The 12,307-nt window shown below is 38.4% G+C and carries 13 protein-coding genes and 2 pseudogenes; 12 read left to right on the top strand and 3 right to left on the bottom strand.

The window, feature by feature from the left end:
• Window positions 1–97: 97 nt before the first annotated feature.
• Window positions 98–235: a DUF4177 domain-containing protein gene (locus ACGLXV_RS25795; protein ID WP_483880586.1), complete on the top strand. Its 138-nt coding sequence runs from the start codon at window positions 98–100 to the stop codon at window positions 233–235.
• A gap of 368 nt (window positions 236–603) precedes the next feature.
• Here ACGLXV_RS25795 and ACGLXV_RS17785 read toward each other — a convergent pair whose 3' ends face one another.
• Entirely contained in the window at window positions 604–1,290 is a 687-nt protein-coding gene (locus tag ACGLXV_RS17785; RefSeq protein ID WP_391559678.1) for a BsuPI-related putative proteinase inhibitor, read from the bottom strand.
• 546 nt (window positions 1,291–1,836) lie between these two features.
• On the opposite strand from ACGLXV_RS17785, the gene ACGLXV_RS17780 reads away from it, so the two are divergent.
• The 5 genes and pseudogenes from ACGLXV_RS17780 (at window position 1,837) to ACGLXV_RS17760 (ending at window position 4,987) form a co-directional block, all read left to right on the top strand.
• Window positions 1,837–2,115, top strand: coding sequence for an ArsR/SmtB family transcription factor (locus tag ACGLXV_RS17780; RefSeq protein WP_076321527.1), 279 nt, complete (start codon window positions 1,837–1,839; stop codon window positions 2,113–2,115).
• A gap of 97 nt (window positions 2,116–2,212) precedes the next feature.
• Window positions 2,213–2,596, top strand: a pseudogene (locus tag ACGLXV_RS17775) (VOC family protein).
• Between the two features lie 386 nt (window positions 2,597–2,982).
• Window positions 2,983–3,708 (top strand): MBL fold metallo-hydrolase, encoded by a 726-nt coding sequence (locus ACGLXV_RS17770; protein WP_391559677.1) that lies wholly within the window; start codon window positions 2,983–2,985, stop codon window positions 3,706–3,708.
• Between the two features lie 322 nt (window positions 3,709–4,030).
• Window positions 4,031–4,630 (top strand): DJ-1/PfpI family protein, encoded by a 600-nt coding sequence (locus tag ACGLXV_RS17765; RefSeq protein WP_391559676.1) that lies wholly within the window; start codon window positions 4,031–4,033, stop codon window positions 4,628–4,630.
• A gap of 180 nt (window positions 4,631–4,810) precedes the next feature.
• Complete coding sequence (locus tag ACGLXV_RS17760; RefSeq protein WP_391559675.1) at window positions 4,811–4,987, top strand: YgaP family membrane protein; 177 nt, start codon at window positions 4,811–4,813, stop codon at window positions 4,985–4,987.
• 579 nt (window positions 4,988–5,566) lie between these two features.
• Here the strand turns inward: ACGLXV_RS17760 and ACGLXV_RS17755 are convergent.
• A complete protein-coding gene (locus tag ACGLXV_RS17755; RefSeq protein ID WP_391559674.1) occupies window positions 5,567–6,364 on the bottom strand; it encodes a hypothetical protein in 798 nt (265 codons plus the stop codon).
• A gap of 810 nt (window positions 6,365–7,174) precedes the next feature.
• Here ACGLXV_RS17755 and ACGLXV_RS17750 point away from each other — a divergent pair.
• The 4 genes and pseudogenes from ACGLXV_RS17750 (at window position 7,175) to ACGLXV_RS17735 (ending at window position 9,126) form a co-directional block, all read left to right on the top strand.
• On the top strand, window positions 7,175–7,561 hold the full coding sequence (locus ACGLXV_RS17750) for a VOC family protein (protein ID WP_391559673.1): 387 nt from the start codon (window positions 7,175–7,177) through the stop codon (window positions 7,559–7,561).
• 155 nt (window positions 7,562–7,716) lie between these two features.
• Window positions 7,717–8,142: pseudogene (locus tag ACGLXV_RS17745) on the top strand (SRPBCC family protein); the annotation flags it as partial.
• Window positions 8,143–8,169: 27 nt separating this feature from the next.
• Entirely contained in the window at window positions 8,170–8,523 is a 354-nt protein-coding gene (locus ACGLXV_RS17740; protein ID WP_391559680.1) for a nuclear transport factor 2 family protein, read from the top strand.
• A 135-nt stretch (window positions 8,524–8,658) separates the two neighbouring features.
• Window positions 8,659–9,126: an SRPBCC family protein gene (locus tag ACGLXV_RS17735; RefSeq protein WP_391559679.1), complete on the top strand. Its 468-nt coding sequence runs from the start codon at window positions 8,659–8,661 to the stop codon at window positions 9,124–9,126.
• A gap of 424 nt (window positions 9,127–9,550) precedes the next feature.
• On the opposite strand, the gene ACGLXV_RS17730 is transcribed toward ACGLXV_RS17735, so the two are convergent.
• Window positions 9,551–9,979: a VOC family protein gene (locus ACGLXV_RS17730; protein WP_391559672.1), complete on the bottom strand. Its 429-nt coding sequence runs from the start codon at window positions 9,977–9,979 to the stop codon at window positions 9,551–9,553.
• 337 nt (window positions 9,980–10,316) lie between these two features.
• Between ACGLXV_RS17730 and ACGLXV_RS17725 the strand changes: the two genes are divergently transcribed.
• Complete coding sequence (locus ACGLXV_RS17725) at window positions 10,317–11,378, top strand: S-layer homology domain-containing protein (RefSeq protein ID WP_391559671.1); 1,062 nt, start codon at window positions 10,317–10,319, stop codon at window positions 11,376–11,378.
• Between the two features lie 243 nt (window positions 11,379–11,621).
• The gene (locus ACGLXV_RS17720; RefSeq protein ID WP_391559670.1) at window positions 11,622–12,098 is read left to right on the top strand and encodes a hypothetical protein; all 477 of its coding nucleotides are present in this window, start codon (window positions 11,622–11,624) and stop codon (window positions 12,096–12,098) included.
• Window positions 12,099–12,307: the final 209 nt, after the last annotated feature.

Raw genomic sequence — 12,307 nt, 5'->3', positions numbered from 1 at the left:
AATGTAACCGGGACGATGGTTAGTTTTTGCTGTGGCATATGAAAAGCACCTCCTTAATTAGATACATTTATGGTACCAGGAGGTGCTGCTCTTTTATATGCGTTGTTTGAATACGGGCTTACAATTGAACGAACTGGGCAACGAAGGTTGGGAACTTGTAGCGATGGTTACTCCCGTATCTGGCTGGTCGATGTCAGTTGAACTGTTCGCAACATTTAAACGCAAGAGAGAGTAATTTTATTTTCGAAATTAGGGTCAACTAACTGCACAATAGTGGAATGGCGGTTGCTTTTCGGCAGCCGTTTTTTATTACTACGCTAACGGAGATCAAGATAGCGTAATAAATGGATGCTTCGGTATCCTTTTCCATGTTCCGTTTTGGACGGATAAGGTCTATAACTGTACAACCCCCGAAGAACGAAGAAAGGAATTCTCTTTATGGCTGTACTCAAGTTTATTGCTTTTTAAAGTCTGCATGTAACTATACCTTTTTTGATATGAAAGAGCTACCTTCCTTTCAGGATCTTTGCAAATCAGATTTCTATTAATCGTTTTATATGAAAAAACAAAACCATCGCTATAAGCGATGGCTCTGCCTTACTACTAGAGGGTGAAGGTGTACTTTTGTTTAGCTTGATCTTCGTTTGAAGTTATCCAAAATTCGATGGTGTATTCATCCTTTGGTAAGGAGTCAGCCTTATCAGTAATTACCCACTCTTCCCCTTGTTTTAAGACCTTTTCTCCTAATTCCTGTATGAAAAGTTTGTCGGCAGCGTAGCTTTTCACCACGTTACCTTTTGAATTTACAATGACATAGTCAAATCGCTGCCCGCTATTAAAAGTTAAAGTTATTTCATGTTCAGTTTGATTTCTTACAACAAACTTGAAATCGACACTTTCATCTTTATTTGTTTCATGAGAAATGGTGGATTCTAATGAGCCAGCCACAATGCCCTTTGGAGGCTGCTTATCGTTTTGGAAGTTAATCACACGATTTTTCCCATCCCAGTCCACTTGGTAACCAAAAGATTCTGCTGCTAATCGAACAGGAACATACGTTGTACCTTCATAAATCATCGTGGTTGGAACATGCTTCTTACCGTTGAAATATTCCCCAGATTTTCCGTCTATCCCATGACCTTGAAGTAGTTCCCCGTTTACATTCATACGAATCGGATCCAAACTAACTTGAATCGAGGTTAATGCAGAAGTAGCTAGAACAGCTCCTGTTGTTCCGAAAACACCAATAACCATCCCAAAAGCAACTAATTTCATGGCTGTTTTTTTCATATTAACCACCTCTTTATTGTTCTTATTTATTCTGACGTGAAGAGAAAAGGGAAGGTTTCAAATAAAAAATAATAATATATAAAAAATTTTCATTTATCGTACAATGGGGCTGCCATTCAAATCCAGTGGTATCAAGGCTTTTGGTTAAAGTGAAGTAAGATTTGGGGTAATTTTGGGGTAAAACTAGAACTGAATATCGACTAATAAAAACAAACAAGCATAGTGCCTGTTTTTATATTTTAAGTAAAGGCTCTGTTAAAGTTCGATGTTGATTTTCTTTTATTAAAGTAATGGGCAGCATTCCTGAATAAGAAACGTGTTAAAAATAAAAAAAACATACAAGGTGCTTATAAATTTAACTAGTGTGTTGTTCCAAGGAGGATTAATGCACTTTTTTGTTGAAATACAGTTTATTTTTTTATAATGGTTCAAGCTACAATTATTTGATTTTAACTTATTAAGATTACATGATACGGTTACTTTATTACACAACCATACAGTTGCTTATACTTGACAAGCAACCATAGAGTTGCTTATACTCGATATATGAATTGGGACAAAGACGCTATATTCAAAGCACTTGGCGACTCGACTAGGCGGCTTATATTAGACGAACTATCCGAACGCAACGAGCTGACGTTGTATGAACTTACGGTACGTCTTATTATGAAGCACGACCTTTCCATTTCGCGACAAGCGATAGCAAAACATCTTTCTACATTGGAAGATGCTGGGCTCGTAAAATCAAAACGAAAGGGAAAATATCGAGTAGTTATTTTCAACAACGAACCACTTAAAAATTTGCTGAAAGGATGGATAGAGTAATTTTATCTAAAAACTTCTAACGATTTTTTGGGTTTCTGCTTGGAGCCAGATTGTTAGCAGAGCACCAACGTCAAATATCAAAGGAGGCAAAAACATTATGAAAATCATTGTTACCAGTATATTCGTAGAAGACCAAGACAAGGCACTGGAATTTTATTCAGAAACGCTGGGATTTGTAAAAAAGCATGACGTTCCCGCAGGAGAATTTAGGTGGATTACCCTTGTTTCTCCCGATGAACAAGACGGTACCGAGCTATTACTTTAACCGAATGACCACCCTGCCGCCAAAGAGTATCAACAGAAGATTTTTGCCGATGGCATCCCAGCAACAATGTTTGGCGTTGCAGATATTCGCAAAGAGTACAAACGATTAATGGAAAAAGGCGTGAAGTTTACTATGGAACCGACAGAAATAGGCGAAGTCACAATAGCTGTCTTCGACGATACATGCGGCAACCTTATTCAGATATTGCAGAAGTAACTTTATGACGAAGTAACCTAGTTCTTAACGACTTTATTGGTAAGTTTTAAGTTTGGTGAAGTGTTTTTTATCAAGAATTAATCAACTTTATGTTAACCCTGTCCTAATTTTAGGACGGGGTTATACATTTTTAAGGTTTAAAAATAAATGACATTGTTGTCATTCTCCAATAGAAATGTAACATTGTGAATAAGTTCACTTAAACTAACGGAGATCGAGAGCATCATGGGGATGTCTCCGATCCCATTTTTGTTTACTGAACGAAAGGGCAGTTATGCTTAATAAAGGGGAAAGGAATTATTTGTTAAAAGAAGAATTTATATAGAAATGATGTTTTATAAAATAAATGTGGAGGAACTTGTTTTATAAAAAAAAGGGAGGTTATTATGCAAGTTACTCAAGAAAATACAATTTATCAAATAACATTCTACAATTCCAGAGGTTTATCTGTTAATTGTTATCTTGTTGAAGAACATGAATACTTAACGCTTATTGATACAGCGATGGAAGAACATGTTGAAAATATTCTCAGAGTAGCAGAGGATATAGGAAAACCAATAAACAAAATTATTTTGACTCATGCACATCATGACCATATAGGTGGATTAGACACAATTAAGCAATTAATACCTCATAGTGTAGTATATATTTCTTGCCGAGAAGCACGAATAATGAACGGAGACTTATCACTAAATGTAGACGAACCAAAAACCCCAATTCGTGGAATATTCCCTAAAAATATCACATCGAAAACAGACATTTTTCCTCAAGAGGGAGAGCAAATTGGATCCTTACTAGCGTTATTTACACCAGGACATACGCCAGGTTCAATGTCTTTTATGGACACACGTAATAATGCGATGATTGTAGGAGATGCTTTTCAAACAGTAGGAGGTTTGGCGGTGGCTGGTCAAATTAGACCATCGTTTTCTTTCCCAGCCTTAGGAACATGGAATAAGGAGATTGCGTTAGAAAGCGCTCGAAAGATACAGAGATACAGCCCTTCCTTACTTGCCGTTGGACATGGAGAAATATTAAGACAACCACTTACTGATATACCCCTTGCTATAGCTGAAGCGGAATTAAGCTTAAAACAAGAGAAAAATAAGTAAAAATTCGTTCAGATTATCAAAAATGAATAATAACGTTTAACAGATTCCCATGCCAATTACCATTGTCACATTGATGAGTGAAAATAACAGCAGAAGTCATCCGCAGTCATTCAGGATAGAGCTAAAAATAAAGAAAAATCCTTAATTAATGTTGAGGATTTTTTTTATTGTGCTATCGGGGATCGATAGTTCCATATGTTGGGCTGCATTTGGCAGTCCATATTTGTTCAACTAAACAGGAGTTTAATTCAGAAGAAAAGGTGCAGGAATTGATACTTAATGTATTGAATTATGAAATGAAAAACATGAGGGAGTTGTAAAAATGAGTTTAAAACGGAATGTAGGAATACTCCTATTTAATGAAGTAGAAGTCTTAGATTTTGCAGGTCCCTTCGAGGTATTTTCAATTACAGAGTTTTCTGAAACAAGAGAAAAGGCTTTTAATGTGAAAACAGTATCTCAACATGGAGGTCTAATTAAATCCCGTAATGGACTCATGGTTAAACCTGATTTCAGCTTTGAAACAGCTCCCTTATTTGATATCCTTATCGTTCCAGGTGGTTATGGAGCTGAGAAAATTGAAATCCATAATTCTGAGGTCATTAAATGGATTCAAGAACAATCTACAAAAGTAGAACTACTTACATCAGTCTGTACAGGAGCGTTTTTACTTGCAAAAGCTGGACTATTAGACGGTAGATCGGCAACAACTCACTGGATGGATATAAATCGACTTGAAACTGAATTTCCAAACATTAAAGTATTAAGAAATACGAGATATGTAGATGAAGGTAATATTATTACTTCGGGGGGTATATCATCAGGTATACATATGTCTTTCCATGTAATACGTCGTTTGATAAGCGAAGAGATAGCATTAAACACAGCAAAGCGAATGGAATATGAAATTACTAACATCTAAGTACGTTATTGAACTCTATCGGAGATCGATTGTTCAAGAAGGCTGCTTAGGCAGTCTTTTGTATTTTTGTTGAAAGGGAGAATAGTTGAACAAGATGGGCTAAGAAAAGTGAAGTATGTAAAACTTGTACATAGAAATAATGTAAGGTAAGAAGATTATTAATAAGCAAGGGTGAATATTATGGATAATGGTCTATACCTAAGAAAAAACCTTAACACCGTTCATCGAATAATTCGTGTATTCATTGGTGTAGTTCTGATCGGATGGTCTGCAATTTCATTGGCAAACTCATGGTGGATTGCTATTATATCTGCACTTGGCGGTATCCAGATATTTGAAGGTTTAATAAGCTATTGAGTAATCATGGATTTATTGGGTTGGTCAACCCTGCGAACAAATCAGATAAGAAGTTAAATGTAACCCATAAAAAGCATTTGTAGAAGAACGGCCTTTAGTAGAAGCTTTAGGTTTCTTATTAACGGGATTTGATAGCATAACAAAAACCGATTTTTCCTGCGCTTAATGAAGGAAGAATCGGTTTTTTATTTAGCGGTAACGATCATGTGGAGCCCTATATTCTTGTCTCGCTTTGATTTTAAAAAAAGGAACAAACAATCGATGGTGTCATGTGATACATGTACATGTATAGTTGGTTGCCCCAAATGTGGATACATAGAAACAGTGAAAAATGTAGTCCGGAAAATTTATTTTACTTGATTGGATATTGCCTCATATATAATTAACGGAAATTAAGAAGAGCTTGTTCAAGTAACGGGATTCGAAAGCCGGGGAAACGGGATCAGTATCCCTCCCTTGCTTCGATGTTGCGGTAACGGGAGGATAGTTTAATTATGAAAATTTATGAGTAGTTCATACTTCAGCTGATCCCGAACTTGCTAGCGTGGAAGGAAGGCTCGACCGCTTTCTGTCATCTTGTCAATTCTCATATTTCACTTCGGCCATGCCCGTTGCAATGCCGGATCGGATCAAGAGCTGCCGGCTGTTGACCCTCATCGTTATGTTTTTGTTCGGATCTCCATACGCGCTATATTCCCGAGTGATCCGAAAAAATTCATCCTGGTTGACGTTGATCCCGTGAATCTCTAATAATCGCACCGCAAAGCTTAGGCAGTCATCCGATGCGGTTTCCCATAATTCCATATGTCCCTGTTCGTGATCAAACATAAGCATGGGCATTTCGCCATTGTAGATATTAAATCGTTCATTTTCCTGACGGGCGTTATATCGAAGATCCTGTGCCACGATGATCAAGTCATCCATGGACCGAGCGGTGTGCAAAGTGGGATAAGGTCCGTCCTCTTTGAAATACCACTGTTCGGGCAGGCTACCGCGTACCGTTTCATGAATATTTCCGATGTGATTGATTCCCCGGTACCACGCAGTGCACGTCTGGTTGTTCTTATTTTGGTACGTTACTCTATAGATAGTGTTTGCTTTACCACTGAGCATAGGATATTCCTTGGTCATAACCGCCTCAATGTCAAGAACTCTTCCGTCTCTGTTCGCGATCACTCTTTCGATTTCGGCGTCGTGATCCGATCTCAAATTCAGCAGCAACGGCAAGGATAACGTGAACATCATCGCCAATGATCCGATTAGGAGACGAGGAATCCATTTTTTGCGCCCAGACATATTCAAATACACCGTCGTACCAATTGAGCCAAACAGCATTATAATGACGAGGACAAGGCTTACATTTTCGATGACTCCCAAAATCACCCCTCCATTTTCGTGCAGTATACCACTCTCTCTTGTGAAGGCAAGGTATAAAATTCCATATTGTGCATGAGAGTTGCATGTTGATGGCCAATGGATGTTGACTGGCAATTGGCGCTAAGCTAACGGGAGTAATCTTAAATAACTTAATGCATTACGAACTGAACGATTGTAAAATAATGGTGTGTTAAAAACCAGTTTTTGGAGGAAATATTGATGATTAGTGTAGCAAGTTCATTACTTTGGATATGGGTATTTATTACGCTTGGTCTTAGGACATTTTTTTTATCACGTCTGTTTTACTTTGTTTTTAGACGTTTAAAAATACCTGCATTTATTAATGCTTGGATGACTTTTGCTTTGACTTTGTTACTAATCGTCATAATGAGTCTAAATTATCAACCAGAACAATTTATATCGAAAATGATAATAGAAATAGTACCTCTTTTTGTCATTTTACTAATTGACATTTATATTAGTCAGACAGTCAAATGTCCGTACTGTGCTAAAAGGATTCGAATTAAAGCTAAGATTTGTAAAAAGTGCAGCAGCAATCTAAGTACATAACTTACCAAACTATAGGGAATCAATAGCGAAGGAGTAGCTTATACAGCCACTCCTATTTCTGTTACTGAACTATTTGGCAGAATAGTTTAATTACTGGTTACACAAATAAATACCAATTGAGTTGATGTAATATCCACATTTTGGATATATAATGTAATTGACAATTAGGTTTGCTCAAAATGGAGAGTTCGTACAAAACTCTTCTCTCATACCAAGAGTGCCTAAGAGCGGAGGATTATTATGAAGATTAAACTATCTAGTGTTCTTGTAGACGACCAAGACAAGGCCCTTAAGTTTTACACGGAGGTTTTGGGCTTTGTTAAAAAAAACGAGATTCCAGTAGGGGAATTCAAATGGTTAACAGTTGTCTCGCCCGAAGGTCCAGACGATATTGAGTTGGTTCTTGAGCCAAATGAAAACCCGGCAGCAAAGACATTCCAAGAAGCTATGTTTAAGCAAGGGATTCCCTTAACCGCATTTTTTGTTGAGGACATTCAAAAAGAGTACGAAAGAATGAGAATGATGGGTGTGGTGTTTAGTAAGGAGCTAACTAAAACGGAATGGGGAACCATCGCTGTATTTGACGATACTTGCGGTAACCTTATACAGATCCAACAGGAGATCTAATCACTGCAGTTTAAAAAGCTATGCAGAAATAAGAGATTTCTGGTTTCGCTAAGTCTTATTTGTTTTTCGCAAAGAAAGACTTGAAGGAGCTATTCGATGCACTTGATACGAAGCAAACTTATGTACATAACATGGACAACCCCTGAATAGAAAGGATGATTGTGATGAATACGGAACCACAGATCAAAGCGACCGTCACTCGCCGCTTCAGCTCTTCCCCGGAGCAAGTCTTCGATGCCTTCCTCGACCCAAAGAAGGCAGGAAAGTTTATGTTTGTGACCGAAACGGGCAAGATGGTCCTCGTAGAAATTGACGCTCGAGTGGGGGGCACGTTTTCCTTTGTGGATCGACGGGATGGAGAAGACGTTGTGCATACCGGGGAATATCTCGAGATCGATCGGCCGCATCGCCTCGCTTTTACCCTATCCGCAGAGAAGTACGGCCAGGAGATCGACCGTGTAGTTATTGAGATCACACGACTGGAAGTAGGCTGCGAACTTACTTTGACGCATGAAATGAGCCCGGCTTGGGTGGATCGCAAAGAACTGATGGAGCAAGGCTGGGCCGAAATCCTTGAATCAGCTGCAGAGACCCTTTCTCTCAAAGAGATGGCAGTGTCGTTTTTGCGCCTCGTGGCGACTGGGAAAGTGCGCGAAGCATATCGGAGGCACATAGGCCCGGGTTTCCGCCACCACAATCCCTTTTTCCGTGGCGATGCTGATTCGCTTATGCTCGCGATGGAAGAGAACGCCGCCAAGAATCCTCACAAGATCCTTGAAGTCAAACGTGCCCTCGAAGAGGGTGATATCGTTGCGGTTCACTCCCATGTAAAGCAAAAGCAAGAGGACCTTGGAGGAGCTGTGGTTCATATCTTCCGCTTCAATAACGACCGCATCGTTGAATTCTGGGATTTGGGTCAGCCCATACCGGAGAATTCTCCCAATGAGAATGGCATGTTCTGATGTGGGATAAGAACTTATGATACTGTTGACGAAGATACTTCATAAACGGTATTTTTAAGGAGCCATTTAGATAGGCTCATCTTCTGATAAAGGGCTATTCTAGAAGGAACATTGCACGATGAAAGGAAATGCATGATGACAACCCTGAATCTTATATCCATTGCAAAGGTAGAAATGCTTATTAGAAAACCGGTTGAAGAGGTGTTTGAGGCTTTTATCGATCCTGCGATTACAACAAAATTCTGGTTCACCAAAAGCAGCGGAAGATTAGAAATGGGAAAACGTGTCCAATGGGATTGGGAGATGTACGGTGTTTCTGCAGACCTTGATGTAAAAGAAATCGAGGAAAACAAGCGAATCCTCATCGAATTTGATGACAACACCACGGTCGAGTGGATGTTTACTCCTTGGGCAGAGAACGAAACTTTCGTCTCAATTATTAACGCAGGGTTTAAGGGAGATCGGGATGACATCGTAAGGCAAGTCATCGATTCAACGGGAGGATTTACGATTGTTCTCTGCGGGTTAAAGGCGCTTCTTGAGCACGACATTGTCTTGAATCTCGTATCGGATAGGTTTCCTGACGCCCACGTTAAACGTTAAGATTAAGAATCGCCTTTAAGCTTTACAAACGCACAGCAAATTAAAGCAATAGAGGTCTAACAGGCGCTCTGAAGGCTGAGACGAGAAGGCTCAAGTGTGCGGTTGGCAGAAAGATAAATACGGCGTATCTTGGAAAATTATTCCTCCTGAACTTACCGAGATGATAAGCGACCTTGATCCTGAAAAATCGGAAAGAGCTATGAAAGCATTGCTCCAAATGAAGAAAAAAATTGAGATAAAAACTTTAAAGCAAGCGTATGAGGGTTTGGAATCAATATTGAAGGAGGGTTGAATAGGGCTTCTCCTTTTTTATTGATGTATTAGGCAGATTAGTGGAGTAACCACCTCAAAGATATACAAAAAGGGTATGGAGCTTTTCTTTTAAAGCAAAGTTCCATACCCTTTTTGAAATTAATCCAGAAAATTACATTCCCATTTCGCCACTGTCGTAGTTAAACTGCCACTCAATTCCAAATTTATCTGTTAAACTGCCGTAGCATTTGCTCCAGAATGTTTCTTGGAGCTCCATACGTACAGTGCCTCCTTCTTTTAGTTTACTAAAAGAAGATCTAATTTCTTCCATGTTCTTACTGACGACAGCAAGGCTTATGTTGTTACCTGCAACAAACGGCATACCGGGAAAAACATCAGAAAACATAACATTGCTTCCAATAATGTTAAGCCTTGTGTGCATGATTAAATTTTTTGCTTCCTCTGGAAGAGTAAATTCCGGGTTAGGTGGAGCATCCCCAAAGGTCATAAATTGAGGTTGATCTGTCCCATAAACCTGAGCGTAAAACTCGACGGCCTCACGACAGTTTCCATTAAAGTTAATGTACACATCAACAGCCACTTGCATCACTCCTTATTTTTAAATTGTTAGTCATTGTCAATTACTTACTTTATTTATTAATAATATCATTTAACAGTACATAATCAAAAATATTAACTGGTTATTAAGCTACTATGAAAGAACGAAGTAATCTTTCATATTCTGTGGTGAAGTAGGGCTTCATGGAGGGACGGGATTCGATTGTTCGATAAGTGGGCTGCATCCGGCAGTCCTTTTTTTTGTTCAGCTATAGGGCAGAAGAGCGTAATAAATTAAGGACATATTGATTACTAAAAAAGGTTTTTTCTTCCTTACATAGAACATTATATCTAGTACTTTTGAAGAGGGAGAACCAACTTTGAAAAAAATAATCGTATCGACAACGCTAGCTTGTATGTTATTAGCCACTCCTATCAGCGCCCAGACTGTTCAACTGACTGATATAGATGGACACTGGGGTAAAGCAGCAATTGAATGGGGACTACAGAAGGAAATGGTAAAGGGATATGATAATGGAACATTTCAACCTAACAAGACGGTAACTGAAGCTGAATTTTTAGCGATGGTTCTTCAATTTTTCCCGAATTCTAAGGAACAAATTCAAATTTTAAATCAGGAAGGACGTTCAAAATCTCATTGGTCTGATGATTTTTACGAGGTGGCTAAACAATTCAATCTACCTTTCAACAGTCAGAGAGATAGAGCAATCAACCGAGGGCAAGTGGCAAGACTCATTTCAGCTACGATGGGAAAAAACTTTGCTGATTCCGATGATGCAGTTCGTTATCTATTGGTGAATCAATTAAGCAAAGGCAAAAAAAGTCCAACAGTTGAAGGTTACGAACCCTCTTCTAACCTTACACGTGCCGAGGCTTTGCAATTTCTTCGCAATATTTACATTGCGAAAGGCGGAAATTTAGGCGAGATGAAGGACAACCCTTCGAGCGAGATTGATTCTTATGAGGTTAGGAAGCAGTACCAAGAGTTCTTGGGGTCGGACTTTCCGAAAGGTATAGATGGTAAACTTAAGTCAGCTTCAAAAGCTGTTGTTCCACCAAAGGGGTACTCTCAAGAAGAATTTGAAAAATTAACTACTGAAGCTTATCAGCTAATGAAACAAACCGTTGTTTCAAATGGAAAAGTAAAAGTATTCCTTCCTAAGCCCACAAAAGAAAATGAACTAGTTATCGTAAGTTCATATGATAGAACCAATGGGGACGAAAAACAATACTTTGCACCTTGGAAAAAACCTGTACCTACTACTGCGGAATATACTATTGATAATGCGTTTATGATTAGCGTTTGTCTTACAAAAGATGCTGAATCAGGATATGTTCCCGTAGTTGTAGCCACTTATAATAGTGCAAAGAAAACTATTCAAGTGAACGGGATGATTGTAGAACAAAACGTTACATTTTAACAAAAAGGATTTTAAAAAATCCTCGAAATCAATAAACGAAGGAAATAAAAACTCCGTATTTTCTCCACGAACACCTATTTTTTTACAAATAGTTGTTACAATAGCAGGAAAGAAAAGTTTTTCATCTTCGGTACTGATATTTTTTACATCAGAAATGTTATTGAACGGGATTCGATTGCGTGATATGCGGATGCTTCGACAACCCTTAATCCATATCGTTCATTAAAGCGAGATGATAGTCAAATGAATCTTAGTGAATTCAAAGAAAAGATCATTTTCTTAACTGAAAAAGAAGGAAAGAAACTCCGTGATGATTACATAAATAGGTTTGTTGATTCCGAGAGCTTTTACTTTAAAGAATATATCGAGAAGACAATAAAGTGTAGTGATGGGATATGTTATACAGGATATCTATGGGACTGCTTAAAAACGTCCGAAGTCATCACATTGGAAGTGTTCCACCGATATAAAGATAAGATCGGATATGTCTTTGTGTTTTGGGATATTCACTCGAAAGATAGGATTTTTATTGAAGACTATTGGAAATTCGGTAAAACCTCCGTACTAAGTGTTGATTTCGAGTGTTTATTAAACAATTTGGAGTATCTCCCTGAAGATATCTATATTTTTGATAAGACATTAAAATGGACTTTTATCCTGACGCACGAGGATGTCGATAATGAAAGATGGTGTTTGAAGTCGGGAGAATTCAACTTCTGACGTTTTTACATGGGCTGCTTACTTCACTAACGGGGATCGATAGCGGAATAACTCGGATTGGCCCCTTCAGTACCGTTTCTAATCTCAGAGACGGTTTTTATTTGTCTTGAATCACATATAATTCTCGCGTGAAAGTCGAATTATACGCTGAAAACAAAAACGATAATCAATTGTGATTATCGCAGACTCGAATCTTAATAATTGATCAC

This window comes from Robertmurraya sp. (assembly GCF_036676585.1).
GTDB lineage: Bacteria > Bacillota > Bacilli > Bacillales > Cytobacillaceae > Robertmurraya_A.
This window is presented reverse-complemented; position numbering and strand designations above follow the sequence as displayed.